This is a genomic window from Synechococcus sp. HK01-R (assembly GCF_014217855.1).
Lineage (GTDB): Bacteria > Cyanobacteriota > Cyanobacteriia > PCC-6307 > Cyanobiaceae > Synechococcus_C.
Genome location: NZ_CP059059.1, coordinates 2,144,328 through 2,169,493, shown reverse-complemented (window position 1 = coordinate 2,169,493; position 25,166 = coordinate 2,144,328). Strand labels below are relative to the sequence as shown.

The following is a 25,166-nucleotide window of genomic DNA, read 5'->3' as shown; positions in this document are numbered from 1 at the left end:
TTTGATTTGGGGCGATTGGGAGGTGCGACATGGCTTGTGCATCAGTTGTACGAACAGGGCGGGAAACTCGCCGTTTGCGAGAGCTGCGACGGCTCGATCGTGCGGGCTTGGAGCATGATCCAGCCTTGGCGTTGTTGGTCAAACTCGCCAGTAGCTGTATGGCGACTCCGATTGCGATGGTGTCGATGGTGGAGGCCGATCAGCAGAAACCTCTGCTGGGTCACGGCTGTGATTTGGAGGCCATTCCTCGCGAGTTGTCCTTTTGTTCCATGGCGATTGAGGCTGATGCGGATCTTTTCGTGGTGCCCGATGCCGCGATTGATCCCCGCTTTCGGGATAACCCGCTGGTGAGTCATCCCCTGGGGGTGCGTTTCTATGCCGCAGCAGTGCTTCAGGGGCCTTCCGGAGGACGTCTCGGCACTCTCTGTGTCTTAGATCATCGTGCACCCCATCAGCCCAGTGATCGTCAGCTGCAACAGTTGCGCTGGCTTGCTGACCTGGTCAGCCTGGCTTTGGAGCGGCATGAACAGCACCTGCTCTGCCCGGTGACCGGTCTTCCCACCCTGGGTCAGCTGCTTCGCGTGGGACGCAAGGAGTGGCAGAGCGCGCTCAACGCAGAGCGTCCTCTTGCCCTGTTACTCCTCGACCTCAACAACTTCCGCGCCATCAATCGATGTTGTGGCCACGAACAGGGAGATCGCTTTTTGCAGGAGGTTGCCGGTGCCATCGCCAGCCATTGCCGACCCGAGGATTTTGTCGCCCACGTTCAAGCCGATCGCTTTGCGCTTTTGTTGCCACTGGCCAATGCGGATGAAGGTCTCGAGCTGGCTCGAACGTTTCAACAGATGTTGGCGACCCTGGACCTCGGAGTTGCGCCCCCCGGCTATCGCATGTTGCCGGTTGCTGGCCTCGCCCTGAATCATGTTGATGATGAGGGGTTTGATGCTCTGGTGCATCGCTCGGAACAAGCGCTGGAACTGGCGCGGCTTCAAGGCAATGGAGCGATCGTTGAATTGCGCGATGGCATTCCTTCAATGGCCGCGGCTCACTCCGCAGGCCATTGGTAAGAAGGCTGTTCCAGGGTCTGGCAAAGCCGATCCAAGGAGGCACGGATGAAGATGCGATCGGCCATGTCTTTCAGCCAGGCTTCCGCTTCCGGGTCTCGGTCATCAAACCAGGCGATCAGCTTGCTGAGCTCATCGTCGTGATGCTGTTGGGCCATGGGTGAATTGGCTGAGCCTCGTGATAATCGGCGTAATTTGTTTTCAGAAATTCATGTGAAGCGATACTGCCTCATCGTTGCTTCATGACAGGACATTCGCTGTGCACCCCTTGGCATCTTCTTTTTGTGTGCAGAGATGCCTGTAGTCAGGTGGCAAGTAGTTTGAGCTGCTGTTGCACCTGATCTTTCATGCTTGCTTGATAGGAGATGAAATGTTCATTGAGCATCAAGAGCCAGAGATATTCCCCCAGCACCAGAGAATGCTGTGTGCTGATTTGAATCAAGCGTTTCCAGAACAGCCAGCGCGTCTTGCGTCGGAGCCCTTGGCGCCAGCAGAGAATGGTCAGCCCACGCAGTAGCACCGAGCCTTGATTCCAATTCCGGCCTTGACGCTGATCGCTGCTGATGCGTCGTCGGCCCGCATCAAGGGCGCAACAGTAGCGATACACCCGCTCGAGATAGGCGTGAGGGTCATAGAGAGCGGAGAAGGCCTCAAGAAACTCCCCAGCAATCTCCGGCATCGGCCGCTGCGTGCGGAAGTTGAGCAGGTGGGTCTGCACCCCCTGATCAAATCCATCGCTGCTCTCCAGCAGCCGTCCTTCCTTTTGCAGTCGATCCCACAGGGCGGTGTTCGGGAGCGCAATGAGGATGCCCACCATGGCGAGGGGGATCCCGGTGCGTTCAATGAACTGCACGATGCGATCTCCGGCTCCGCTTGTTTCGCCATCAAAGCCCAGGATGAATCCGGCCATCACCTCCAGGCCATAGGCGGTGATGGCAACGACAGCCTGGTCTAGGGGGTGGCGTGTGTTCTGATCTTTGTGTGTGAGTTTGAGACTGTTTTGATCGGGAGTTTCAATCCCGAGAAATACACGCTTGAAGCCTGCCATCGCCATGGCGATCATTAGCTCCTCATCTTGTGCGAGATCCAGGGAGGCTTCGGTGGTGAAGCTGAAGGGCCAGTTGTGGATGCGCTGCCAGTGCTGAAGCACTGGCAGCAGCCGCTTCACATTGCGTTTGTTGCCGATGAAATTGTCATCAACAAGGAAGATTTCGCCACGCCATCCCAAGCGGTATAAACAGTCGAATTCAGCCAAGAGCTGCGATGGTTCCTTGGTGCGAGGCTTGCGACCGTAGAGAACAATAATGTCGCAGAATTCGCATTGATACGGGCAGCCCCTCGAGAACTGCACAGCCATCAGGCTGTAGTGCTGCTGGTCGAGTAGATCGAAACGTGGGATCGGTGATGTCTGCACATCCGGTCGTTCACCGCTCGCTTTAAATAGTCCTTGTTTCTGACCTCGTTCGAGGGCCTTCAAGAACAGCGGGATCGTGATTTCCCCTTCATCGAGGATCAGATAATCCGCCTCTCTTAACTCCGCTGCATCCGGCGTCGACGTGGCAAAGGGACCACCCACGGCCACCGGTAGCTGGTGTTCCTTGGCGCTGCGAATGAGCTGCGCCAGGTGATGGCGTTGCACGAGCATGGCGGAGGCGATCACCAGATCCGCCCAGGCCCAGTCCTGGAGGCTCACCGGACGGATGTTGGTGTCCACCAGTCGCAACTCCCAGCGCTCTGGCAGTAATGCCGCCACGGTGATCAGACCTAGAGGTGGCAGAAGCACCTTCCTCCCCAGTAATTCCAGCGCTCCATGCAGGCTCCAGAAAGTGATCGGGAACTGCGGATAGAGCAACAACACGCGCATGAATCCCTTGGTTTCTCAGGGAAGGCTGGTCTCTGCATGGGCCGATGGATGGGGGCGCTACTGCTTCGCGTCGCAACCGCGTCGTCGTCGCGTCTGCCTGCGATTCAGCCCCTTTGATGACGACGACGCACTGAACGATTGGAGTAGGAGCAATCCGAGCAGAAACCAGCCCACGTTGGCTGCAGCGGGGTCATGGTTGGATGTCGAGAACACTGGCTGTCATGACGATTGTTTGACCGTGATGATCCAATCAACGCCTCCTGCGGCTCGGCTTCAGCCTTCCTGAAAAGAAGGGGTGTCCTTTAGGTGCTGCGGCCGTAGAGACCGGTCAGGCTGGCTTCCGCGAGCACATGGGGCTGCATGGCTGTCCGCAGGGCCGACACCGTGCTGCCTGCTGGCAAGGGCAGATGGGAATCGAGGGCAGCGATCTGAAAGACATAACGGTGCAGCTCCCCATTGGGCGGGAACGGACCTTGATAACCAATGCGCTGATAGCGGTTGATTCCCCAGCAGCTGCCATGGCGTGCGCCATTGGACAGTTGCAGCGATTGGGGCTGAGCGGCCGTCAGCGAGCGTTGATCGGCAGGAATGTTGAAGAGAACCCAGTGCACCCAAGGCCCAGCAGGAACATCCGGGTCATCAACGATCAAGGAGAAACTACTCGTCCCCGTGGGAGCGCCTGCCCAGCGCAGGGGGGGAGAGAGATTGAGACTGTCGGCAGCGTGGATGGCGGGGATGAGATCGCCATTGTGAAAGGCCGGTGAATCGAGATGAAACTTACCGTTGCTGTTTGCCATGCGCTGTCGGGTCAATGCACAAGCACTCTGCAAACGGGGTGGCTCGCTTCTAAGCCTTGCAGCAGATCCGCAGACGCCTCACTCCATTGCTGCCTCTCGTGTGGTGCAGGCCAGTTCGCTCACAGGATTGACCGATACGGTTCGGCGGTCGTCATCACCATTCCATGATTGAGCTGATCGAGGATCTGCCCTCAGCAACCGTGGGCTTTCGTTGCAGCGGACAGGTGAGTGAAAGCGAGATGCAAGCGGTCGTTGTGCCCACGATCGAATCGAATCTGTTGGAGAACGATCGGGTGCGAGCGTTGATCGTGTTTGATTCAGATTTCCAGCGCTTCAGTGCGGCTGCGGCCTTTGATGACGCGACTCTCGGCTTGCGGCATTGGGATGGCTTTGAGCGTCTCGCTGTTGTTACGGATCTTCCCTTGCTGCGTCATGCCATGCACGCCATGGGCCTCATCCTCCCCTGTCCGGTGCGTGTATTCCCCCTCCATGCTCTTGAGGAGGCACGTCGCTGGTTGAGTGAATCGCTTGGAACGATTCATCTCGAGCGTGCCGGTGATGTGATTACGGTTACTTTGATTGGCTCACTCGACCGGGGCTCATACCTTCGGATCGAGGATGATCTCTCTCGCCTCTTCAGTGCTGGTGAACGACCGCGTGTGCTGGTGGATCTGCGGCAGTTTGATGGTTGGCTGGCCTTGAGTGGTCTGCGCGATCACCTACGGCTGATTCATTCTTACCGGCAGCAACCAAGCCGACTTGCCGTGGTCACTGCTGAGGCTTGGCAGCAACTGGTGCAGCGTCTCGTCGCTGGGTTCGCCGAACCCAAGGTGCATCTTTTCACGGGGGGACGAATGCTTGAGGCTCAGGAATGGATCTGTCGTGACTGATTCCATGCTGTGCTGCTACTGCAGATCGGTGACGGCGTTCTCCAGACCTCGTGTGTACCCATAACTTGAAAAGGTCTACTGCATCCTCTTTGAGGTGACGTCATGAGCTTGATCAAGTGGGAACCGCTTAATGACATCGAAGCGATCATGGACAAAGCCCTTGCCATGCCGTCGTTTCCCTATACGGCCACCATGCCATGGAATGAATGGGGGCCACGCGTGGACATTTATGAGGCCAATGGAAACTATCAATTCAAGGTTGATCTTCCCGGACTGCGTCGTGATGATGTGTCGGTCATGGTCTCCGGAGACCGCCTCACACTTCAGGGTGAGAGGAAGAAAGAGAAGGAGGAGAAACACCCCCGCTTTCATCGGGTAGAGCGTCAGTACGGGAGCTTTAGTCGTAGCTTTACGCTGCCGGATGATGCCGACCTGCAAGCAGTCAAGGCCCATTGTGTGAATGGTGAGCTCACGATCACGATTCCAAGAAAGGCGGGGGCCATCGAGACCGATGCGGTCAGGATTCCCATTGAATAGTCGCCATGAATTGATGGGGATTCAGCGTTGCTGGTGGTCTGCTGCGAAAGCGATGCAAGGGCTGAATGAATGCTTTCAAATATGGTTTTCTTATGAAGCTCTTCAGTCCTCTGCATGACACTTCCAGTTCTTCTTCAGCAGGTGTCTTCGCTTGCAGATGTTCGCTTTGATGGTGCAAGATCCCATGACATCCATGTGCATGATCAGGCTTTTTTATCGGATCTGATTCAGCGTGGTGGGCTTGCACTTGGGGAACGCTATGTATCCGGTGATTGGGATTGTGATGATCTGCCCGAGCTGATTTCCAGGTTGTTGCGTGCTCGACGGCAATTGGAAGCTAGTCCGTTGATGGGGGTACGTGAGGCCTGGATCCGTTTTCAGGAATGGTTATTGAACCCCCAGGCGATTCATCGCGCCTTTCGCGTTGGCCAGATTCACTACGATATCGATCCCCGTGTTTACACGGCAATGCTCGATCGTCGCAGGATTTATAGTTGTGCAATCTGGCAAGAGGGTGACAATCTCGATCAGGCCCAGGAGCGCAAGCTTGATCTGATCTGCCGCAAGTTGCAGCTTCAACCGGGACAGCGCTTGTTAGATGTGGGCTGTGGATGGGGTGGATTATTGGCGTTTGCCTGCGAGCATTACGGCGTCATCGGAACTGGAATCACCATTTCATCGCGGCAGTATTGCCATGTCCGTGATCATTATTCCGATCTTCCGATTGAGGTGATTCTCGCTGATTACCGAGCTCTTCCGTCGCTCGGCCTTGATCGCTTCGACCGGATTGTATCGGTTGGAATGTTTGAGCATGTGGGGCCATCTAACCACAGTAATTTTCATCGAGTTCTTAAGCAGATGCTCGACCCAGAAGGCTTGCTTATGCTTCAGACCATCGGACACTTTGTTTTTTCTAATCAAGCGGACCCCTGGATTGACCGTTATATTTTCCCTGGGGGACGACTCCCTTCCCCTTCGCAGCTTGCCAGGGGTCTTGAAGGTATGTTTGATCTTCAAAGTTGGGAGAACTATGGTCCGCATTATGAGCAAACACTGTTGGCTTGGTGGATGAATTTTGAGGAACAATGGCCGCACCTTAGAGGATGGCTGAGTGAGGATTTCTTCAGGATGTGGCGATACTATCTGCTGGCATGTGCTGGTTTTTTTCGCTCCCGTCATGGTCAGCTCTGGCAGCTTGTTCTGCGTCCAACGGTCTAAGTTGTCACGTGCGGCCACAAAAAAGCCCCGACAGATGGAGTCGGGGCTTTTCCCTGTTTAGAAATAACGGGGTTTGTTGCCGGGTGGATGTTTGCCGGCGAGGGTTTGTTGGTGGCCATTGCCCTGGCCATAGCTCATGTTGGCCTGGCCATTGCGTAACGGATCGCGTAGCGCTTCTTCGAGTAGAAATGCGCAGAGGTTTGAAACGGATCGTCCCTCTTCTTCTGAACGGGTGAGCAGGGCATCATGAACGTTGTGGCTGAGCGTGATCGAGATCCTCTTTGGTTGTCTTTGCAGCACGCGAATACGGTTGTTCATGGAACGTTGAAGCTGTTTGCTCGACAACTGAATCTTATTTGCAATTGTGGTTTTAAGTCGCTGCGACGATGCAGCGTTTCGGCTGCTGATCTGATCTTCAGTTTGGTGTGACGTTGATCTGCTGATGTTTAGCTGCGTTTCTGTTGATGGGTGAGTTGCTTGTGGTTGTTTTACCTATGACTGTGTGGGGCGCGCGCCTCTTCTTTGTTCCTTTTTGGATCGTTCTCAATGACTTTTGAACTGATTTCTGATCTCCACGCTGAGACCCTCCAGGGTGGTGAACGTGGTGGCAATGGTCGCGATCGTCGCTGGGGTGGTGCTTCTCGGTCCACCCGTCAGGCTGCATTTGCTGTCAACTATGGCAAGAACTACAGTTCTGACCGCGCTGTTGCACGTAACCGTTCTTCGGCTATGTCCGGTGGTAACTCCCAGGGCAACATTGGCCTGATTCTTCTCGGTCAGGACGCCTGATTTCTGGTTCAACTGGGCGGCCTCGTGCCGCCCTTTTATTCTTTTAAACATGGAAACTCTCACTGATTGCCAGGCCGAAGTGATTGGTGGTGGCGGCTCGTTGATTACCATCTCGCCGCGCATCACAACCAATATTTCGCCTCGTACGACGACTACCATCTCGCCCAGGATCGCTACCACCGTTGCTCCTGCTATTGATCTAGACAACACTGTTGCTCTCAATAATCAGGCGAATTTTGCCAACTCGATCGCATTTGCTGCATTGGGTTCATCGGCGACTTCGTTTAACGGACTCATGCGTAATCGTGCCTCGATTCGTAGTTTTTCCTGAACCTTGCTCAGCTGTGGATTTTTCCGCAGCTGGGTTTTCTATTTTGCTGATGATCTGAATCGTGCGGAGCCCAAAACTCTTGCTTCGGTGGTTTGTCAATCACTGGAACAACTATCCCTGTGTTCGTCAATTCGATGAGGAGGACTGCGGTGCCGCCTGCCTGGCGACGGTGGCCAAAGCCCATGGGATCACGCTTTCTCAGGGATTGATTCGCGATGCCGTTGGTACGACCAGTAACGGCACAACGTTGCTTGGGCTACGACGGGGTGCGGAGCAGCTTGGTTTCACGGCCCGTGCCGCTAGGGCCCCTGAACGATTTCTTGATGCACTACAGGAGGTGCCTCTCCCTTTGATTTGTCATTGGGATGGTCAGCACTGGGTTGTCCTCCATCGCCTTGTGGATGACGAAGTCTTGATCGCCGACCCTGCTGTTGGCCTGCGCCGTCTAAGTCGCGAGCGTTTCCTTCAGCATTGGAATGATGGCGTGGTGTTGCTTCTGGAGCCCGATCCTGCACGCCGACCGGACACTTCTGAGGCTCCGAGCCATGCCCTTGCCGTCCTGCTGCGCTACGTCGTTCCCTTTCGGCGCTTGTTGTTTCAGGCCCTTCTGCTCAATGTCGTGGTGGGCTTGATGTCTCTGGGGTTGCCACTGCTGATGCAATTGCTCACCGATGACGTCTTGGTTCGGGGTGATCAGCGCATGCTCGTGAGTCTTTGCCTTGGCTTGATGCTGCTCTTCGGTTTTCGTTCCTTGATCGGGCAACTCCAGGGGCACTTGGTGGGCTATTTCGGCCAGAAGCTGCAGCTCCAGATGGTGATGCATTACGGCCGTCAGTTGTTGCTGCTTCCGCTCCGCTATTTCGAAACGCACCGTAGCGGTGAGGCGGTGAGCCGAATCGGAGATATCGAGCACGTGAACAGTCTGATCGGTTCCGTTGTGCTGGGGCTACCCAGTCAGTTCTGTATCGCATTGATTTCGCTCCTGTTCATGTGGGCCTATTCCCCGCAACTGACCCTGGCGGCTTTGGTCGGCTATTCAGTGGTGATTGCCTGCAGTCTGGTTTTTCTTCCTGCTTTGAAGGCCGCTTCCCAGGAACTGCTTGTTCGCTCTGCTGATAACCAAGGCTTTTTGGTGGAACTGTTTCGTGGTGCGAGTGTGCTTAAAACCAGTGATGCCTTCGCTCAGGCCTGGCAGGAATACCAGAGCAATTTTGGACGCATGTCTCACCTCGCCTGGCGTGAATTGCGTTTACAACTGACTGAATCCACGCTGACCGGTGCTTTAGGCAGCGTGATCACTGTGGCGTTGCTCTGGTATGGCAGTTCCTTCGTGATTGCGCGGGAGCTCTCGATTGGTCAGTTGCTGGCGTTCAATGGCTTCGGTGCCAATGTGCTCGGGCTTCTGGCTTCCCTCAGTGGCATCACTCAGGAGTTATTACTCGCCGATGTGGTGATCCGGCGCATGAGTGATGTGCTTGAGCGTAAAGCTGAGGCTTTTGGCAGTGGCTCCGGTTGTGATGTTGCCATTCCGGCTGATGCATCCATTCGTTGTGAAGCCATCACCTACAACCACCCTGGTCGTCGCCCGCTCTTGCAGGATCTTTCCCTGATGATTCCCGGTGGCTTGACCTCGGCCCTCGTGGGCGAATCCGGGTGTGGCAAGAGCACCCTTAGCAAGATTCTTGCTGGGATCTATCCCCCAGATCATGGAACCCTTCATTACGGGCCTTTCAACAGTCAGGATCTTTCGCTGGATTGTCTTCGTGCCCAGGTTGTATTGGTTCCCCAGGAGTCGATCATCTTCAATCGTTCAATTTTCGACAATTTCACCTTTGCCCATCCTGGGGTCAGTTTTGAGCGAGTGGTGGAGGCCTGTCAGCTGTCCCTTGCTGATGATTTCATTCGCCAGTTGCCCGATGGTTATCGCACTGTGCTTGGCGAGTTCGGTGCCAATCTCTCCGGCGGTCAGCGTCAGCGCTTGGCGATTGCCCGGGCTCTGATTAGCAATCCGCCTGTGTTGATCCTCGATGAAGCCACCTCCGCCCTCGACCCTGTGCTCGAGAGCCGTTTGATGGAGACGTTGCTGGAGCAGCGCAAGGGGCGCACCACCGTGCTCATTAGTCATCGCCCTTCGGTGATCATTCGGGCCGACTGGATCATCTATCTGGAGCAGGGAAAGGTGCTGGCGCAGAACACACCTCGACTGCTGCGTGATCACGCCCCTGTGTCTCCCTTCCTGCAGGTGGCTTGATGACAACCCCGCTCCATCACGTGCCCCATCAGCTGCCCCCTGCTGCAGCCGATGAGTTTTTGCCACCTCCAGGTGCTTGGGCTCACCAGTTGGGTGTGCGAACAGCCGCCGCTGGAGCGGCGCTGCTGTTGCTGGCTTGCGTCTGGCCCTTTGATGAGTCGGTCAGAGCTCCTGGCAGTGTGCGGCCGCGGGGCGAAAACTCTCCCGTGCAGGCCCTTGGTGGTGGTCGCCTTCAGCGGGTGCTCGTGTCCCCCAATCAACAGGTGCGGGCCGGTCAACTGCTCGCCCAGTTGGATCTCGAGGCGATTAACTCTCAACAGCGCCAACTGCAGCGTGAGCGCGCGCAGCTACAGGAGCAGCTTCACCAGGCTGCTCAACAGTTCACCGATCTGCAGGCCCAATCCCGATCCATCCATCGGTTGATGACAACTCAGATCGCGACGGCCCGCGGTGGGGTCGCCCAGGCGCTTGCTGGTTCCCGTTTCCAGGATCGGGAGCTTCAGCGACTCCGCGGCTTGGCCGCGGAGGGGGCCATCCCCCAGCTGCTTCTTGAGGAGAAGGAGGCCGGCGTCGCAGTCGCTAAAAGCCAACTCGATCAAGCACGCCTTGGGGTCGGTGAGCAGCGGGCCCGACTGCAGGCCGAGCAGGCGCGTTTGCGCCAGTCCCTCAGTGCCACGATCAGTGCCCGTGCTGAGTTGGAGCGTCAACTGGCGGCTGTGGATGGTCGGCTCCGAGAGACCGCCCTGGCTCGACAGCAGTCCCGCCTTCTAGCGCCAGTGGATGGCACGGTTGTGGAGACCAAGCTGCGTTACCCGGGCCAGGTGCTCCAACCCGGGGAGGTGGTGGCCACCCTGGCTCCAAAGGGCCAGCCCCTGGCCATCAAGGTTCAGCTTCCCTCTCGAGATGTGGCGCCGCTCAAGTCTGGCCAGCGGGCTTATTTGCGCGTGGGCAGTTGCCCACACACGGATTTTGGGGTGCTGGACGGGCGCATCCAGGCCATCGCTGCTGATGCCGTTGACGGTCGCTATGCCGTCACGATCAGCCCTGTCGCGGATCATTTGGTGCGCGGGCAGCGTCGCTGTGTTCTGCGCCCCGGGATGGAGCTTGATGCCGATCTCGTGATTCGGAGGGGCACGGTGATGGGGCTGTTGTTGCGCAAGCTGCGGCTGCTGGCCTCCACCTGATCCGCAGCATTCCCGGGCCGCCTCTCCTGCTGTCTTCCTGCCAGACCTAGGTCAGATCCAGACCTCTCAATTGTTTGTCGTCATGGATCATCAAGCTCCCGTTTGGGTCGATCGCCATCAGGCTGGTCTGGCGCTTGCCGAATGCCTGCAGGACTGTGCTGGAGCCCGTGCTGATACCTGTTTGGTAGCCCTTCCCCGTGGTGGTGTCGCTGTGGCGGCTGCAATGGCGCAGCGCTTAGATCTGCCACTGCTCACCTGGTCGGTGCGCAAAATTGTCGAGCCCTCCAGGCCAGAACTTGCCCTTGGTGCTGTGGCTGGAGAGGGCGTGGTGCTCTGGCGCCATGAGCCCGGTGATCCAGCCTGGTCCATGCTTCCCCAGGCCCAGGATTGGCTACTCAACGCCCAGGAGGAGCTGGAGCGTCGCCATTGTTTGTTCGATGGCCCCGACCTCGGTCGCCTGTTCAATCACCATCTGATCGTGGTTGATGACGGGATTGCCACCGGCATGACGGTGCTAGCGGCGCTTCAGTCCTTGCGCCTGGCCCGGCCATCGCTGCTCACCCTGGCCGTTCCGGTGATGGATCGCTCCTTAGAGGAGACCATGCGTCTGCATGTCGACCGTCTGGAGGTCTTGCGTCTGGTGGATCACCTGTCTGCAGTCGGCCTCTGGTATGAGCGCTTTGAACAGCTCAGCGATCGTGACGTTCTCAACCTTCTACGAAGTCAAGGTGCGCCAGGCGACCGGACTGCTCCCTTAGGCAGTGCTTCGCCTGGTTGAGCACCAGGCGTTGACCGGACGGGAGCTTGCGGCCCGCTCGGTTGATGTAGAGGCAGAGCATGGCCATGGCACTGCCATACACACTGCGCTTCCGCGCGCGACTTTGTTGGGCCGAGCGCAGTAGCGAGGCGGCGATCCGCTCCGGCTGCTTCCAGGTAAAGAGGCCTGGTTCGAGATCTAGCACTGGTGGGCGGCGGTTCACCTCCGCGGCCCAGTCGTGTCTTGTGTCGTGTTGCACGCTTGTTTTAGAGCAGCGGGGCGGATTGCATGCGGTGTCGCCTCACCCCTTCTTCCAGGTCGCAGGGCTTGTAGTCACCGCACATCTGGTTGCGACTGGTGTAGGGCCAGATCGCCATCGGAATCTGCAGGTCATCGATGCTGTTGTCGTGATTGAGAAAGGCCTGAAGGTCGGGAGGTGAGCCCGTCAGCGCAATCGTCTCCAGGTGGAAGTGTCTGGGGGCGTGACGGGTGCATGGGGCGATGGCGCCGAGGCTGGTTCGCTCCAGCCCGTGGGCCTGGTCCCAGAAGCTGCAGGTCTGGCAGTGCGGGTGGGTCATGGCGGGATGCATTCACTCGCTCAGCCAAGCCAAAGCTTCTGCTGATTCCAGCCAGTTCTACGGATCTGCCCAGCCTTTGCCGCGCTGCCATGCAGGCCACTGCGCCCTGCTCAACGGTGCCAGTGAAGCTGCAGCATGCTGCCGGGAGGGACGTTGTCGCCGCTAAGGCAACCGCCGTAGGCATCCTGAAGCCGCTGAGCCAGACCCCGGGTGATGTGGTGGCCGCTGAAGGCAATCACGGTGGCTCCGCTGAGGTCATTGCTCTCGATCCACATCAGGCGTTCGAGAGGGTGTTCCGAGCGATAGCGCTGCTCGTTGTGCAGCAGCAGCTGCATCACCTCGTCATGGTGTTCGGCGAGGAAGGGGCCGCTGAGCTTGAGTTCCCCGGCCGGTAGGCGTTCGGCAATGCGTCGGCAGGCTGGACAGGTCAGGGCGGCTGCACGCTCCAAGGCCTGATGCCAGCTCCAGCGTCCCTGGTGGACGGTGGCTCCGCAGTGGGGGCAGCAGCTGTGTTCTTTGGGTTTGCGGGTCTCCACAAAGGGGTCCAGCCGCCCTCGCTGCCCCATGCCTGACTGGCGGATGCGATGGCCTGGGCTGCTGGTGTGCACATCAGGGCCGCTGGAAGGCTCTCTCATGGCTGGCTTGGTTCACTCGCCTGATCCTGTGTTGCTGGCCTGGTTGGAATCCCCGCCTGCTGGTGATCTGAGGCATCACCGCTCCGGTGTCGCGAAAGTGCATGGACGTCTCGCTCCCGCAATCAGAACCTGTTGCAGTCCCTGCTGGTGGCTCTGATGGCCGATGCATTCACGGATTACCTGCGCCAGATCGCCGGCTCCCCCTTGCTGACGACTGCGGAGGAGATTCATCTGGGCACATTGATCCAGTCCTGGCGCCGTGACGCTGCCCCTGATGCTCGACGCATTCGCAGTGGGCAGCGGGCTCTCTCCCGGGTGGTCACAGCCAACCTGCGGCTTGTGGTGGCGGTGGTGAAGCGTTCCCATTCCCGACTTCAACAGTTGGGCATCGATCCGATGGATGCCGTTCAGGCGGGCAATCTTGGGCTGATCCGCGCTGCTCAGAAATTTGACCCCGCCCGTGGCTATCGCTTTTCCACCTATGCCTTCTGGTGGGTGAAGGAGGCGTTGAATCGCTTTCTCCATGAGCAGCACAGCTCCATTCATATTCCCGCCAACGTGCTTCAGCTCGCCTTCAAGGTGAATACGTTGCTCTCCGGCCCCGATCGCTCTGGCTCAATCGAGGCGATCGCAGCGGAATTAGAGGAAAAGCCGGAACGGCTCCGCTTCGTGTTGCGTGCACTCCAACTCTCGCGCCTCGCTTCGCTGGATCAACGGCTCGATGCCACTGAGCCCAGTAGTTCGCTGCTTGAGACGGTCTGGGATGGCCGGCTTCAGGAGCCGGATGATGACTATGGGTGGCTGTACCAGGTGATTGGGCGTTTGAGTGCCCGGGAGCAGCAGATCCTGGCGCTGCGTTATGGGGATGGCGACATGGTTAGCCTTAGTCAGGTTGCTGATGGGATGGGCCTGAGTCGCTATCAGGTGCAGCGCCTGGAGCGGCTCGCCCTGCGCAAGCTCAGGACCCACTTACAGCCGATGCTTGATCCTCAGACTCCCACGGATCGGGAGGAAGGCCCCAGATCTCACGGCAGCCATCGGCCAGGATCGGAAAGGCTCGGGCAATCCGTTGCTTCGCGAGCTGCAGTTCCTGCACTGCAGGCCTCAGGCTGAGGCAATGGCGCAGCACCCCCGCTTCGGTGGCGACCGTCACCTGGCGGGTTTGGTGGCGGATCGCCTCCACGCAGCTGGAGACCTGGGGACCAAAGGGAATCGAGACACCGAAGGCCCCCTGGGGCATCCAGTCCTTGTCGCGCACGTTGTCGTCAAAGACGGCGTAGTACTGATTGTCGTAAGGGTAGATGCCCAGCTGCAGATACACGCTCGATGATTCGCAACTGATCCCTCCTTTGCCCACGGTCATCACCCCCAGCTTGCCGATGGCTGGGTTGATGTTTTGCTGAATGAGATCACCACCCGTGCTGAAGCTGCTCGATTGGTTGGTTTGGTTGTTGTTCGGGGTAGCGATCGCCTGGTTGTTGTTGCTTTGCTCGGCGTCCATGGCGCTCTGTTGGGCGAGGACCCGGCCAGGCTGGATTCCCAGCCCTCCCAGCAGCCCTGCGATTAAGGCACCTGCCGCGATGAGACCCTTTGGTTGGCTCCATCCGCTGTTGTCTCGACTCCACTGCATCAGTCGAATGCGAAGAGGTCACCGCGGCCCGTGCGCTCCGAGCTGAACACGCTGCTACCGGTGAAGCGCTCCAGCGAATGCAAGTGCTGCCGGCCCGATTCCTCCATGGTGTAAGCGCCGTTTTGGCCGCCCCGTTCCATTCGAATGTCGAGGCTGCCGTTGAGGTTGAGTTGCAGGCCATCGTTCAGGCTCTCCAGCGATGAGCTTGATCCGATATCGGAGGACTGCAGGCTGATCGCGTCACCAGAGAGGCTTTGGCGCCCAGCCGCTGTGCTGTCGATGGCCTGTAGACCCTGATCACTGATCAGGCTCTGCAGGCCGATGCCGGGAAGTTTCAGCTTCAGGTCATGGTCAACGCTGCTGCTGCTGGAGGCGGTAGCCGAGCTGCTCCAGTTCATCAGCTCCGACTGGCTGAGGCCAGCCGCCGAAAGTCCCTGGCTCAGTTCATTGCTTCCGCTGCTTTCGATCAACTGTTGTCCCTGTCGGCTCAACTGGAAGCCATCCCCCGCGATGGTCATTCCCAGATGCTCCACTTGGCTGCTGCCGCTGAGGCTGTTGCTGTAGCTGCGCTCACTGCGAATCTCCTCCATGCCGGAGGTGATGCTGCGGTTGCTGCTGGAGTGATCCTTGGTCTGATAGGTGCCGGTGCGAAATCCGCCGGCGTCTGCGGCCAGAGGCAGGCTCAGGCCCAAGCTCAAGCTGAGCGTCAAGGTGCTGATCACTGATCGGAACATGCGGTCAACCTGCGGCATGGGTCAGGCGGAACCTAGGGATCCGTTCGGCTTGATTCAGGGGGTGTGCAGGCTTGCGGCAGATCCGACGGTGAGGCGACTCAAAACGCCGTGCCGTCGCTGGGATCGAGACGTTCTGCCAGTGATGCCACCGGCACCATCAGCACCATCGGTAGAGCGCAGATCATCAGTGACCCAAACGACAACGGGCTGGTGCCGAGGAATCGATTCATCCAGGAGCTCTGGCTGAAGAGGGTTTGCACGGCCACGGTGGCCAGGATCCCGAGGGGCACCGCTGGCGCCATCGCGATCTGGCGCCAGCGGCCAAGGCTTCCTCGCCACTGGCCAAGGCTGCCTCGCCAGTGGCTAATGCAGACCAGATACACCAGGTGGGCGAGCACCAGACCCTGCACCGCCATCGTGCGCGCCAGCGCTAGATCCCCGAGGTGTTGCTCGCTCCACAGAAACAGTCCGAACACCACCGTCCAGTTGAACGCTGAGACCACCAACACCCGTTGGATCAGCCCTTGGCTCAGTAACGGCTGACCTGGGGGACGCGGGGGCTGCTTCATGAGCGCCGCACAGCTGGGTTCAAAGGCCAGGGCGATCGACATGGTCAGAGAGCAGACCATGTTCAACCAGAGCACCTGCAGCGCTGTGACGGGCAGCGCCGTCCCAAGGGCCGCGCCCAACAGGATGGTCATCGAGGCCCCTCCACTGACCGGCAGCACGAAGGCCAGGGTCTTGTGCAGATTCAGCGCGACTGTGCGACCTTCCTCAACGGCAGCCTCGATCGTGGCGAAGTTGTCGTCCGTCAGCAGCATGTCGGCGGCATCCCGGGCCACTTCAGTGCCTCCGGCTCCCATGGCGATTCCAATGTCGGCCTGGCGGAGCGCTGGCGCATCGTTCACACCATCACCGGTCATCGCCACCACCTCCCCATGGCTCTGCAGCGCTTCCACCAGGGCCAGCTTCTGGGCTGGAGCGATCCGGGCGAACACATCGACGCGCTGCACCACCCGCGCGATGGTCGCCTCGTCCATGGCGGCTAACTGCCTGCCGTCGATGGTGTCACCGCCGCTTCCGATGCCGATCTGTCTGGCGATGGCGGCGGCGGTTTCGCGGTGGTCGCCGGTGATCAGCTTCACGCGGATGCCGGCCGCCCGGCAGGTGGCCACTGCCTGAATTGCCTCGGGGCGTGGGGGATCTTGCATCCCCTGCAGTCCAATGAAGTCGAGGTTGGCCATCACGTCCTGATGCCGGAGCTGCCGCTGCGATCGATCGGCTTTGCCGATGGCGAAGGCGAGCACCCGTTCACCAGCCATCGCCATCGTTGACACAGCCCGATCGATGGCGGCCCTATTCAGCGCTTCTGGCTGCCCTTCCGTATTGAGCTGTCGGCTGCAGCGGGCGAGCACAGCCTCCACCGACCCTTTGAGAAGGATGCGCTCCCGGCCATGGAGTGTGGCCATGAATTGTTGTTCCGATTCAAACGGGATTGCATCGCGGCGGGGATAGCGAGTCCTTGCTGCGCCCTGATCCATGCCGAGGGAATGGGCGGCTGCCAGCAGAGCCGTTTCTGTGGGATCGCCGACCAGGGTGTTGCCGTCATCCACCCGAGCATTGCTGCACAGCAATCCAGCCACAAGCGTCTCCTCCAGGGCCATGTTGTGCAGGTCCGCGCTCCCGCGTTCGTTGCCGGGCCAGAGATCCTCGAGTGCCACCAGTGTTCCGCCGGCGTAGAGGTGCTTCACCGTCATGCGGTTTTGGGTGAGCGTTCCTGTTTTGTCTGAGCAGATCACGGTGGTGCTGCCCAGGGTTTCCACCGCCGGCAGTTTGCGGATGATCGCCCGTCGCCGCGCCATCCGTTTCACGCCAATCGCCAAGGTGATCGTTACGATTGCGGGGAGTTCCTCAGGGATCGCCCCCACCGCCAGGGCGATGGCACCGTCGACCATCTCTTCAAGTCCCTTGCCCCGGCCAAGGCCCACCATCAATGTGAGTGCGGCAAGCACCAGCACGGCCTTCAGCAGGGTGTGGCTGAAGCGAACGAACTGCCGCGTCAGCGGCGTGGTGAGCTGGCTGCGCTGTTGCAGGGAGCTCGAGATCTGACCCACTTCCGTGTCATTACCGGTCGCAATCACAAGGGCACAGGCTTCCCCTGCCGTCACGTGCGTTCCTGCGTAGGCGATTGGACGACGCTCGGCCAGGGGAGTGTCCGGTGCCACCGCTGCGGTGCCTTTACGCACCGGAAGCGATTCACCGGTGAGCATCGATTCATCCACCTCGAGATTGCGCTGCGTGAGCAAGCGCAGATCGGCAGGAACCCGTTGTCCAGCCTCCAGCTGAATCACATCACCGGGCACCAGCTGATCGGACGGCAGGTTCTGCAGGGACCCGTCGCGGACGACCTCCACATCGGAGCGGAGCACCTGCGCGAGGGCTGCGATCGCCGACTCCGCCCTCCTTTCCTGCACAAAGCCGATCACGGCATTGATCAGGGTGACGCTGCTGATCACCAGGGCATCGGTTGCCTCCCCCAGGAGCATTTTCATGAGGGCCACCGCCAGCAGTGTGATCAGCAGTGGACTGTTGAACTGCTGCAGGAAATGGCGCCAGGCTGGCGTTCTTGATTGGACCTGCAGGGTGTTGGCCCCGTGGGAGAGCAGCCGGGCTCGTGCTTCGAGTTCCGAGAGTCCACAGTCTTGATCACTGCCTAAGGAGCGAATCAGCGCCTCGCTCGATAAGGCATGGGCTTGGGCCTGGTGCATCGCTGAGCTCCACGGGGCCCTTCCAAGGCTGCATGGCACTTCACCATGCTATTGAGATCCCAGTCGTTCACGGCAAGGGCGAGAACGGGCGATGTCGCTGTGAACATCATCCTGCTGCGATCCTCCGACCCCTGGATCGATCCTTCCACGGTGCGGTTGGAGGGGCGCCGGGCTCACCATCTGTCGGTGCAACTCAAAGGCGCTGTTGGCGATCAGGTGCGTGTGGGTTTGCTGGGTGGATGGCGCGGGAAGGCCCGGATCACGTCGATGGATGGGCAGTCGGTCTGCCTGAATGTCTCTCTGACGGATCCACCGCCACCGCGCCATCGCTTCGACGTCGTGTTGGCATTGCCGCGCCCGAAGATGTTGCGTCGCATCCTGCGCACGGTGGCGGAGTTCGGTGTGTCGAACCTGCACCTGATCAATAGCGCCAGGGTGGAGAAGAGCTACTGGCAGACCCCGCTTCTGCATCCAGGCAAGCTCCAGGAGGCCCTCGAGGCGGGGCTGGAACGATCCCAAGACACGCTGGCGCCAACGGTGCATTTGCATCAACGCTTTCGCCCCTTCGTGGAGGATCAACTGGCGGATCTCTGCGCTGGTAGGCCCTGCTGGATTGCCCATCAGGAGGCCCCTCAGTCCCTGGCGCAGGTGGCTTCTGACCCTGCGGTGGTGATGATTGGTCCGGAAGGCGGGTTTGTGCCCTTCGAGCTAGATCTGGCGGAAACGGTGATCGCCAGGCGCGTCCATCTCGGGGTTCGAACGCTCAGCGTCGATACGGCACTGCCGGCGGCGCTTGCCCAAGCGCTGCCTTTCTAACACGTTTTCGTGTTAATAGCGTTACGAAATCGTGCCGCTCTACTGGGCCGCGGTGGCTGGTGCCCCTTTGGCTTTGACGTGGTCACCGTGGGCCAGTCGCGCCAGGTAATTTGTGCCTCGAAGCAAGAGTGGTTAGGGCCGTAGGCGTTTCCGTGAGTCCATCTGGTTCCGTCACTAGCGCCGATCAACGCTGGCCCTGGTGGCCGCTGCTGCCACTTGGCTTCCAGTTGTTGGAACAGGTCTGAAGGGCTGGTCCCCGAGTTGTCCCTGGAATTTTGTGCAACTGGGTGTGTTTATGAGCAACTCGCGATAATGCGGAGAGTCGATTCAATTCGCTGCATTGAGGAATCCATGAACGCTTCGCGTTTTGCGCATCTGTGTTCAGCTGCCGTGCGACAGAGCTTGGTTGGAGCCTTTGTAGTCGTCTCGCTGCTTTCAGCGAGTCAACCGCTTGAGGCGCATGGTGATGTGAAAGGGGATGCTGCGATGCCCGTCAACAGTGGGGCGACCGGGCCTCAGATGACGGTGTATCGATCGGCGAGTTGCGGTTGCTGTACGTCATGGGGATCCCACATCGTTTCAGCGGGATACCGCATTGAGGACCATGTCACCGAGGACATGGATGCCGTGAAGAAAGCGCGTGGCATCAGCCCACAACAAGCTTCTTGCCATACCGCGGTTGTGGAGGGGTATGTGATCGAAGGGCATGTGCCCGCTTCTGCGATTCAGCGTCTTTTGACAGAACGGCCCAATATCCGAGGTCTGGCAGTTCCAGGGATGCCAATGGGTTCTCCCGGGATGGAGGTGGCTGGCGTCGAGGCTGAACGTTTCGAGGTGCTTGCCATTGCCCATGACGGAACAACCTCCGTCTTCGCGCGTTATTAAGCGGTTTCAGGGAGACCGCTTCGGGGAACGGGGGTCATCGCGATGGTTTTAACAGCATCGCTGCACCCGAAACTGTGACGATGACGGTGAGCCCACCCAAGAGCATTGGGTAGACGGGCTGAAGATTCAGAACACCGAAATTCCCGGTGTGGATCTTCAGCAGCCAGAAGGCATCAATGTCTTGCTCCAAGAGCAAGCTGTAGAGAGATCCCGTGCCTGCGGTGATCAGCAACGGAACAGCGGCGATTGGAACCAGCCAACGGTGAACTTTGCGTGCTCGCCGTGAAAGCGGTCGTTGGTTCATTGCTTGCGAAGTTGGCGGTGGAGTTTACGCTCATCTGCGCAGGGCATCCACTTTCCGTTGTTCTGATGCAGCGTATTGCAACCAATCTCACTGGCACGTTGTTGCGCGTCAGCTTTGGATTGGTAGATGCCTTTGCTGTGAGCATGGCTGGCCATGGGATGGACAACGAAAGCAGCGACGAGGGCGAATGAGATGGAGATCCATCCCATCATCGTTGTGGTGAAGGCATTAAAAGTGATTGCTTTCACAGCGCGAAAAGGCCATCAAATTTGTAGTAGTCCGGCTTATTCAGTCCTCCGCTTTGCAGCATCTTGCGGAGTTCGATGATCTCTTTGCGCTGGGCGACGATGATCTCGCGCGCCAGGCGAAGGACGGTGGGGTTGGTGGAGTTTTGCCGAGCCTCATGGGCCATCTGAAGTGCGCCTCCATGGTGCTCAATCATTCCCTCTAAGAACCACTGCACCCTGTTGTCGCGCGTTGGCTTCGTTCCCGACATGCGCATCGCGGCAATCACATCAGGACTCATGCGCACCAGATCTGCCATGGAGTTGGGGTCCCCGTTAGGGCGCAATGCCACGGGATAAACCGGTGCATCCGGATACCAGGCTTTGCGCCATTGGCGCATCGCCTTGATCTCACGGGCCTGCTCGTTCCAGATGCTGTTTGCCAACGCCCCCACCCCAGGGGCGCCGATGTTGAAGACGTACTCACTCATCCGCAACGCCCCGGTGTGATGCTCGACCATGCCATCGATAAAGCGCAGGTCGTAGGTGCTGCCTGCTGGTCCCATGCCATGGGCATGGTGCTGATGGTTGCCGGAATGGGTGGGTGCTGCCTCTTTCGTGTTTGCAGGTTCTGCGTGATGCATCCCATGGCCGTGATGTCCATGGTGATGGTCCATTTGGGCCAATGCGACTTGAGGGGTCAGTGCCGAGATCGCAGTCAGGGCTAGGGCAAGACGTCGCACTCTTGGGAAGAATCAGTTTGGTGACTCTAGAAATTTCGATCCTGGTTTGCACCTTGATTCTTGGTTCTGGGCTCGTCTGAAACTGAGCTGGCGCTGCGGGTGCTCGATCGGTGATCAAGACCTGTGATCATGGGTCTGGAGCTATCGAATCCAGGGTGCGCGAGAGGCTTGGCAATGAATAGTCGTGCCGACCAGTACTGGGGGTTCTGGCCGCTGCTGCCTCTGTATCCCTACGGCCGGCGCGCCACCTATGTCGAGGAGCTGATCCCCGGTCAGGTCTGGAGTTTTGAGCAGCTCCAGGGCATCTATTACGTGGCCGTTCCGATTCGCCTCACCGTTGTGAAGGTGCCGGGGGGACTGATGCTGATCAACCCGCTTCCGCCCACCGCCGAGCTTTGCGCCGGGATCCGGGCTTTGGAGGCGCACCATGGCCCCGTGCTCACCATTGTGTTGCCCACCGCCTCGGGCTTGGAGCACAAACTTCCTCTCGCTCCCCTGGCTCGTGCTTTCCCTGACGCCACTTTGTGGGTGTGCCCTGGCCAGTGGAGTTTCCCCTTGCCGTTGCCCCTCAGCTTGTTAGGGGTGCCGGCCCATCGCACCAAGGTTTTGCTCGATGACGGGGTTCCCCATGGTGATGTGTGCCAGTGGATCTCCCTTGGCCCCCTGGATTTGGGCGTTGGACGTTTCCAGGAGATCAGCTGTCTGCATCGCCCGTCCGGAGCCTTGCTCGTGACGGATGCCTTGGTCGGGATTGGGGCTGACCCTCCTGCGGTGTTCGAAACCGATCCCACCCCGTTGTTGTTCCACGCCCGAGATCGTGGCGACGAACCCCTCGAAGACAGCCTGGTCAACCGTCGACGCGGTTGGGCACGCCTGGTGTTGTTTGCCTCTTATCTCAGGCCGGAGCGGCTGGAGATTCCAGGCTTTCGGGTCTTGCTGCGCCATGCCTTTCAGCCTGGCCTTCGTTCGGCCCGCGCCCATTTCGGGGTTTATCCCTTTGCCTGGCAGGAGGGCTGGCAGCAGGCCGCTTCCGCTCTGATGGGGCAGCAGAGCCCAAGGCTGCAGGTGGCACCTGTCCTCGAGCGGCTGGTTTTGCCCAGGGCTCGCACCGCTCTGATCCAGTGGTTGGAGCAACTCGAGCGGCTGCCAGAACTGCGCTGGCTGGTGCCAGCTCACTACAGCGCTCCGCTCCCGTTTGGCCTTGCCCAGGTCGGGCAGCTCAGGGCCGAACTTCTGAAACGGCCCTGGGCCCCCAGCGATGGCAACTGGCAGTTTCTCGGAGACCTTGACCGTCAGCTGCTTCAGCTCGGCCTGGTGCCGGAAGATCCCAGCATTGGCTGAGATTCAGAGCTTGAGATCGTCGTCGGGATTGACCGCCATGGCGTCGTCTCCGAACAGCGTTTCCTCCAGCTCCTTGCGCTGTTCCATCTGGCGCAGGAAATAGCCAGTCATCATGGCCGAGGCAAGCAGATTGGCGAGGTTGTCGCGGCTGGCGGTCACCTTCACGTCGAAGTGCTCGCCGGGGAGCATGCCCAGCAGACCCTGCACGTTGTGGCGAATGATGTCCTGAATATCGGTGCTGGCGGATTTGGCCACCCGTTGCAGCACGTCAGGCGACTGGTCCTGCAGGTACTGAATCAGACCGTTGACGGGTTGGCCGTCTTGGCTGTCGGTGGTCAGGAACTCCGGGTTGAACATCCCGTGTGCTCTCCGTCACGACGTTGACCCTACCGCAGCTGCCTGAATCACGCCCGCAGCGGTTGGGTGGGGGAACCGTATCGGACCGAACCGGCTCAGCGGCCAGTAGCGCCAGACCGCTGTGCCGATTACTCGTTCCTGGGGTAGAGGGCCCCAGAGGTGGGAATCGAGGCTGGCATTGCGGTTGTCGCCTAACACCCAGAGCTGATCCGGTGGAACTGTGATCGCGCCCTGGGTGTAGTCAATCGGCTCCTCCAGCCAGGCTTCGCTCACCGGTTGTCCGTTCCGCAGCAACACGCCATCGCGCACTTCGAGGACATCTCCAGGACGTCCCACCACCCGCTTGATCAAGGCCGCATTCGCGTCGTATCCCGCCATCACCAGTTGGGGCGGTGCCGCAAACACCACCACGCTGCCCAGGGGCAGGGGTTGATGCCGGCTTGCCGCCAGCCTGGGGCGCAGCTTCTCCACCAGGATCCGGTCCTGCAGTTGCAGGGTGGGCAGCATCGAGCCCGACGGGATCCAGCGGGGCTCGAGCACGAGCCAACGCAGCAGCAGAGCCACCAGCACCCAAACCAGGAGGCTGCGCCAGCTGCCGCCGGAACGGCTCGTTGTTTGTGGGCTGTCCATGGCCGGCCGGATCCGTATTCAACGAGGATCGCATCAGCCCTGGGGTTCCCTTTGACGCGCCCACTCGCCAACCTGCAGGCCGCTGTGGCGCTTCTCGAGGGCCTGATCGGCCATGGGCTCTCCGATGTGGTGCTCTGCCCCGGGAGTCGCAGTGGCCCGCTGGCCCATGCCGCTGGGGGGCTCCAGCGGGCAGGTCTGCTCCGACTCATCACCGCGATCGATGAGCGCTCCGCCGCCTTTCATGCGCTCGGACTCGCGGCCTCGAGTGGCCGGGCCAGCGCCGTGATCACCACCTCGGGTACCGCCGTGGCCAACCTGCTGCCGGCGGCCGTGGAGGCTGATCGCTCCTGCCTGCCTCTGCTGCTGCTCAGCGCCGATCGGCCCCTGCGTCTCAAGCACTGCGGTGCCAACCAGACGGTGAATCAAGAGGCGTTTCTGGTTCCAGTGTGTCGCTGGAGTGGCAGTGCTGATCTGGCCGGTCTTGATCGCATGCTCCCAGTCGCCATCCATGATCTAGCTGCTCAGGCCTGGCGTGAGGCCCACCACTGGCCTGGCCCGGTGCACCTCAATCTCCCCTTTGAGGAACCCCTCCATCCCTCTGTGGAAGAGCAGGAGCACTTCTGGAGCGGATGGTCTGCCCCGACGAGCGATGGCGAGGCAGGCTGCCTGCAGGAGCCCATGGAGGCAGCCCCCTGGGAGGCGCGTTTCGCCCTCGATCCCGACCGTCCTGGCCTGGTGATCGCCGGCCCCTGGCGAGGTCGTCCGCTTCTGCGGGCTGCCCATGAACAGGCCTTACTCGCCTGGCAGGAGCGCAGTGGCTGGCCGGTGCTGGTGGACCCCCTAGCCGCCGTTCCCCCCGAGCTGCCCGGGCAGATTCGTGCCTGGGATGTCTTGCTCCCCGACGGTCTGCCTTGGCCAGAGGAGCTCTCCGCGGCCGATCTGCAGGTGCTGCGTCTGGGGCCGATGCCGGCCAGCCGCCGGCTTGAGCGTTGGTTGCAGGCACGCAATGGTGCTCAGGTGCTCGTCAGTGAAGGCGATCAGCGCGGTTTGGATCCCCTCCGCAAGGCCTCCCAGTGGTCGACAGGTCTGGCCACCTGGTGGAAGCAGCAACAGGATCAGTGCGCATCCGTCCCTGCGGGCGCGGAACCGGCCGGCCTCGGTCTGTGTCGCCTGTGGCAGCAACGCGATCAGCAGGCTCGCCGCTCCCTGGAGCGCCTGTTGCCGCAGCAGGGAGCGATCACGGAGCCCGCTTTGATGCAAGCGCTCCCCCCGTTGCTGCCGACTCCCTGCACGGTGATGCTCGCCGCCAGCAGCCCCGTGCGCGACTGGCAGGCTTTCGCCCCCGCGGCCGGCCCCGGCATCCGCTGCTTCAGTTTTCGTGGTGCCTCAGGGATTGACGGCACCCTCTCGTTAGCGCTCGGCCTGGCCCGGGCCCGCGGGCGCACCCTCTTGCTGACCGGCGACATCGCCCTGTTACACGACAGCAATGGCTGGTTACTAGCCGATGCCGATGGGCCTCCCTTGCTGGTGCTGCTGATCGATAACGGCGGTGGTGGCATCTTTCAGCAACTGCCTGTGCCGACGGCCCCCCAGGAGGCCTTGGAGCAGCTCTTCGCCATGCCCCAGGCCGTTGATCCGCTGGCCCTTGCCGCCGCCCATGGCCATCCGGTGCGGCAGCTGGCTTGCCTGGAGGATCTCCCCGAGGCATTGGCTTGGGGCTGGGCCCAGGCCCGTCCTGCCCTGTTGCGGGTCTGTACCGACAGGGACGGGGATGCGCGCCTGCGGCAGGAGTTGCGCAGAACTCTTCAGACGGAAGATCCGGGTGGGTGATCACAATGG

At 60.0% G+C, this 25,166-nt stretch carries 28 protein-coding genes; 14 read left to right on the top strand and 14 right to left on the bottom strand.

What is annotated here, in order from left to right; all coding sequences use genetic code 11:
• Positions 1–29: 29 nt before the first annotated feature.
• Positions 30–1,067, top strand: coding sequence for a sensor domain-containing diguanylate cyclase (locus H0O21_RS11530; protein ID WP_370523050.1), 1,038 nt, complete (start codon positions 30–32; stop codon positions 1,065–1,067).
• Here the strand turns inward: H0O21_RS11530 and H0O21_RS11525 are convergent.
• From H0O21_RS11525 to H0O21_RS11515, 3 genes are all read right to left on the bottom strand, one after another.
• Positions 1,046–1,222, bottom strand: a complete 177-nt coding sequence (locus H0O21_RS11525; RefSeq protein ID WP_161971414.1) for a hypothetical protein — start codon at positions 1,220–1,222, stop codon at positions 1,046–1,048. The genes H0O21_RS11530 and H0O21_RS11525 overlap by 22 nt on opposite strands.
• Positions 1,223–1,368: 146 nt before the next feature.
• On the bottom strand, positions 1,369–2,928 hold the full coding sequence (locus tag H0O21_RS11520) for a B12-binding domain-containing radical SAM protein (protein ID WP_185189739.1): 1,560 nt from the start codon (positions 2,926–2,928) through the stop codon (positions 1,369–1,371).
• Positions 2,929–3,230: 302 nt separating this feature from the next.
• On the bottom strand, positions 3,231–3,725 hold the full coding sequence (locus H0O21_RS11515; protein ID WP_185189738.1) for a YbhB/YbcL family Raf kinase inhibitor-like protein: 495 nt from the start codon (positions 3,723–3,725) through the stop codon (positions 3,231–3,233).
• Between the two features lie 164 nt (positions 3,726–3,889).
• On the opposite strand from H0O21_RS11515, the gene H0O21_RS11510 reads away from it, so the two are divergent.
• The 3 genes from H0O21_RS11510 to cfa all read left to right on the top strand — a co-directional run bounded on the left by H0O21_RS11510 (position 3,890) and on the right by cfa (position 6,370).
• On the top strand, positions 3,890–4,615 hold the full coding sequence (locus tag H0O21_RS11510; RefSeq protein ID WP_131455502.1) for an STAS/SEC14 domain-containing protein: 726 nt from the start codon (positions 3,890–3,892) through the stop codon (positions 4,613–4,615).
• 102 nt (positions 4,616–4,717) lie between these two features.
• Positions 4,718–5,152, top strand: coding sequence for an Hsp20/alpha crystallin family protein (locus H0O21_RS11505; RefSeq protein ID WP_131455501.1), 435 nt, complete (start codon positions 4,718–4,720; stop codon positions 5,150–5,152).
• Positions 5,153–5,266: 114 nt separating this feature from the next.
• Positions 5,267–6,370, top strand: coding sequence for a cyclopropane fatty acyl phospholipid synthase (gene cfa / locus H0O21_RS11500; protein WP_131455500.1), 1,104 nt, complete (start codon positions 5,267–5,269; stop codon positions 6,368–6,370).
• Between the two features lie 57 nt (positions 6,371–6,427).
• Here cfa and H0O21_RS11495 read toward each other — a convergent pair whose 3' ends face one another.
• The gene (locus H0O21_RS11495) at positions 6,428–6,688 is read right to left on the bottom strand and encodes a hypothetical protein (protein ID WP_131455499.1); all 261 of its coding nucleotides are present in this window, start codon (positions 6,686–6,688) and stop codon (positions 6,428–6,430) included.
• Positions 6,689–6,916: 228 nt separating this feature from the next.
• On the opposite strand from H0O21_RS11495, the gene H0O21_RS11490 reads away from it, so the two are divergent.
• The 5 genes from H0O21_RS11490 to H0O21_RS11470 all read left to right on the top strand — a co-directional run bounded on the left by H0O21_RS11490 (position 6,917) and on the right by H0O21_RS11470 (position 11,703).
• Positions 6,917–7,159 carry a hypothetical protein gene (locus H0O21_RS11490; RefSeq protein WP_131455498.1) on the top strand — a complete coding sequence of 81 codons (243 nt, stop codon included), beginning with the start codon at positions 6,917–6,919 and terminating at the stop codon, positions 7,157–7,159.
• Positions 7,160–7,208: 49 nt separating this feature from the next.
• Positions 7,209–7,490, top strand: a complete 282-nt coding sequence (locus H0O21_RS11485; RefSeq protein WP_131455497.1) for a hypothetical protein — start codon at positions 7,209–7,211, stop codon at positions 7,488–7,490.
• A gap of 79 nt (positions 7,491–7,569) precedes the next feature.
• Entirely contained in the window at positions 7,570–9,741 is a 2,172-nt protein-coding gene (locus H0O21_RS11480; RefSeq protein ID WP_131455610.1) for a peptidase domain-containing ABC transporter, read from the top strand.
• A complete protein-coding gene (locus H0O21_RS11475) occupies positions 9,741–10,925 on the top strand; it encodes an HlyD family secretion protein (protein WP_131455496.1) in 1,185 nt (394 codons plus the stop codon). The genes H0O21_RS11480 and H0O21_RS11475 overlap by 1 nt, the downstream gene beginning before the upstream one ends.
• Positions 10,926–11,007: 82 nt before the next feature.
• Positions 11,008–11,703, top strand: coding sequence for a phosphoribosyltransferase (locus H0O21_RS11470; protein WP_131455495.1), 696 nt, complete (start codon positions 11,008–11,010; stop codon positions 11,701–11,703).
• Here H0O21_RS11470 and H0O21_RS13690 read toward each other — a convergent pair.
• The 3 genes from H0O21_RS13690 to H0O21_RS11455 all read right to left on the bottom strand — a co-directional run bounded on the left by H0O21_RS13690 (position 11,633) and on the right by H0O21_RS11455 (position 12,895).
• Positions 11,633–11,887: a DUF3175 domain-containing protein gene (locus tag H0O21_RS13690; protein ID WP_370318283.1), complete on the bottom strand. Its 255-nt coding sequence runs from the start codon at positions 11,885–11,887 to the stop codon at positions 11,633–11,635. The two genes, H0O21_RS11470 and H0O21_RS13690, sit on opposite strands and share 71 nt — an antisense overlap.
• Before the next feature lie 61 nt (positions 11,888–11,948).
• Complete coding sequence (locus tag H0O21_RS11460) at positions 11,949–12,260, bottom strand: hypothetical protein (protein WP_131455494.1); 312 nt, start codon at positions 12,258–12,260, stop codon at positions 11,949–11,951.
• 110 nt (positions 12,261–12,370) lie between these two features.
• Complete coding sequence (locus tag H0O21_RS11455) at positions 12,371–12,895, bottom strand: BCAM0308 family protein (protein WP_131455493.1); 525 nt, start codon at positions 12,893–12,895, stop codon at positions 12,371–12,373.
• 132 nt (positions 12,896–13,027) lie between these two features.
• Here H0O21_RS11455 and H0O21_RS11450 point away from each other — a divergent pair, with 132 nt between their 5' ends.
• On the top strand, positions 13,028–14,008 hold the full coding sequence (locus tag H0O21_RS11450) for an RNA polymerase sigma factor RpoD/SigA (RefSeq protein ID WP_131455492.1): 981 nt from the start codon (positions 13,028–13,030) through the stop codon (positions 14,006–14,008).
• A gap of 516 nt (positions 14,009–14,524) precedes the next feature.
• Here the strand turns inward: H0O21_RS11450 and H0O21_RS11445 are convergent.
• Positions 14,525–15,277: a hypothetical protein gene (locus H0O21_RS11445; RefSeq protein WP_185189737.1), complete on the bottom strand. Its 753-nt coding sequence runs from the start codon at positions 15,275–15,277 to the stop codon at positions 14,525–14,527.
• An 80-nt stretch (positions 15,278–15,357) separates the two neighbouring features.
• On the bottom strand, positions 15,358–18,027 hold the full coding sequence (locus H0O21_RS11440) for an HAD-IC family P-type ATPase (RefSeq protein ID WP_185189736.1): 2,670 nt from the start codon (positions 18,025–18,027) through the stop codon (positions 15,358–15,360).
• A gap of 99 nt (positions 18,028–18,126) precedes the next feature.
• On the opposite strand from H0O21_RS11440, the gene H0O21_RS11435 reads away from it, so the two are divergent.
• Together H0O21_RS11435 and H0O21_RS11430 are read left to right on the top strand one after the other, a co-directional pair.
• Complete coding sequence (locus H0O21_RS11435) at positions 18,127–18,843, top strand: 16S rRNA (uracil(1498)-N(3))-methyltransferase (protein WP_185191018.1); 717 nt, start codon at positions 18,127–18,129, stop codon at positions 18,841–18,843.
• 351 nt (positions 18,844–19,194) lie between these two features.
• Entirely contained in the window at positions 19,195–19,728 is a 534-nt protein-coding gene (locus tag H0O21_RS11430) for a DUF411 domain-containing protein (protein ID WP_185189735.1), read from the top strand.
• A 34-nt stretch (positions 19,729–19,762) separates the two neighbouring features.
• Here the strand turns inward: H0O21_RS11430 and H0O21_RS11425 are convergent, their stop codons facing one another.
• From H0O21_RS11425 to H0O21_RS11415, 3 genes are all read right to left on the bottom strand, one after another.
• A complete protein-coding gene (locus tag H0O21_RS11425) occupies positions 19,763–20,032 on the bottom strand; it encodes a hypothetical protein (protein WP_131455619.1) in 270 nt (89 codons plus the stop codon).
• Positions 20,029–20,187: a DUF3721 domain-containing protein gene (locus H0O21_RS11420; RefSeq protein WP_236629541.1), complete on the bottom strand. Its 159-nt coding sequence runs from the start codon at positions 20,185–20,187 to the stop codon at positions 20,029–20,031. The genes H0O21_RS11425 and H0O21_RS11420 overlap by 4 nt, the downstream gene beginning before the upstream one ends.
• A gap of 89 nt (positions 20,188–20,276) precedes the next feature.
• Positions 20,277–20,999, bottom strand: coding sequence for a DUF305 domain-containing protein (locus H0O21_RS11415; protein WP_185189734.1), 723 nt, complete (start codon positions 20,997–20,999; stop codon positions 20,277–20,279).
• Positions 21,000–21,173: 174 nt separating this feature from the next.
• Between H0O21_RS11415 and H0O21_RS11410 the strand changes: the two genes are divergently transcribed.
• Positions 21,174–22,340 carry a DUF4336 domain-containing protein gene (locus H0O21_RS11410; RefSeq protein WP_185189733.1) on the top strand — a complete coding sequence of 389 codons (1,167 nt, stop codon included), beginning with the start codon at positions 21,174–21,176 and terminating at the stop codon, positions 22,338–22,340.
• A 3-nt stretch (positions 22,341–22,343) separates the two neighbouring features.
• On the opposite strand, the gene H0O21_RS11405 is transcribed toward H0O21_RS11410, so the two are convergent.
• The gene (locus H0O21_RS11405) at positions 22,344–22,697 is read right to left on the bottom strand and encodes a DUF760 domain-containing protein (protein ID WP_131455489.1); all 354 of its coding nucleotides are present in this window, start codon (positions 22,695–22,697) and stop codon (positions 22,344–22,346) included.
• 15 nt (positions 22,698–22,712) lie between these two features.
• Positions 22,713–23,327 carry a signal peptidase I gene (lepB, locus tag H0O21_RS11400; protein ID WP_185189732.1) on the bottom strand — a complete coding sequence of 205 codons (615 nt, stop codon included), beginning with the start codon at positions 23,325–23,327 and terminating at the stop codon, positions 22,713–22,715.
• Between the two features lie 51 nt (positions 23,328–23,378).
• On the opposite strand from lepB, the gene menD reads away from it, so the two are divergent.
• On the top strand, positions 23,379–25,157 hold the full coding sequence (menD, locus tag H0O21_RS11395; RefSeq protein ID WP_370523049.1) for a 2-succinyl-5-enolpyruvyl-6-hydroxy-3-cyclohexene-1-carboxylic-acid synthase: 1,779 nt from the start codon (positions 23,379–23,381) through the stop codon (positions 25,155–25,157).
• The last annotated feature ends 9 nt before the right edge of the window (positions 25,158–25,166 follow it).